Source organism: Mycobacterium tilburgii (genome assembly GCF_902168065.1).
Classification (GTDB): Bacteria; Actinomycetota; Actinomycetes; order Mycobacteriales; family Mycobacteriaceae; genus Mycobacterium; species Mycobacterium tilburgii.
The window spans coordinates 1-428 of the sequence record NZ_LR655784.1 but is presented as its reverse complement, the minus strand read 5'-3'; the positions used below and the strand labels follow the sequence as shown (position 1 = coordinate 428).

Annotated in this window: 1 pseudogene; it reads right to left on the bottom strand. The window is 79.4% G+C overall.

The features are described from left to right. Positions 1–428 (bottom strand): annotated as a pseudogene (locus tag FQ389_RS23255) (hypothetical protein); the annotation flags it as partial.

Genomic DNA, 428 nt, shown 5'->3' with positions numbered 1-428 from the left:
CCCCCACACCGCCCACCCCGCCGCCACCCCCAGTGCTGCAGAGGACCCCGGCCCCGCCCGCCTGCCCCCCCCCACCGCGCCGCTCGCCGAGGCGGCCCGGGCGGTCGGACATCCGGGCCTGGTGCCGGTGATCTCGACGGGGGCCGCCCTGGCCAGTCTGGGCGTCTTGCTGGCACTGATCGCCGGGCTCGGGCGCACCATGCTCGCGATGGCCGGCCATCGCGAGCATGGTGCGCCCGAGCCCGGCGATCAGTGCCAGCAAGACGCCCAGACTGGCCAGGGCGGCCCCCGTCGAGATCACCGGCACCAGGCCCGGATGTCCGACCGCCCGGGCCGCCTCGGCGAGCGGCGCGGTGGGGGGGGGCAGGCGGGCGGGGCCGGGGTCCTCTGCAGCACTGGGGGTGGCGGCGGGGTGGGCGGTGTGGGGG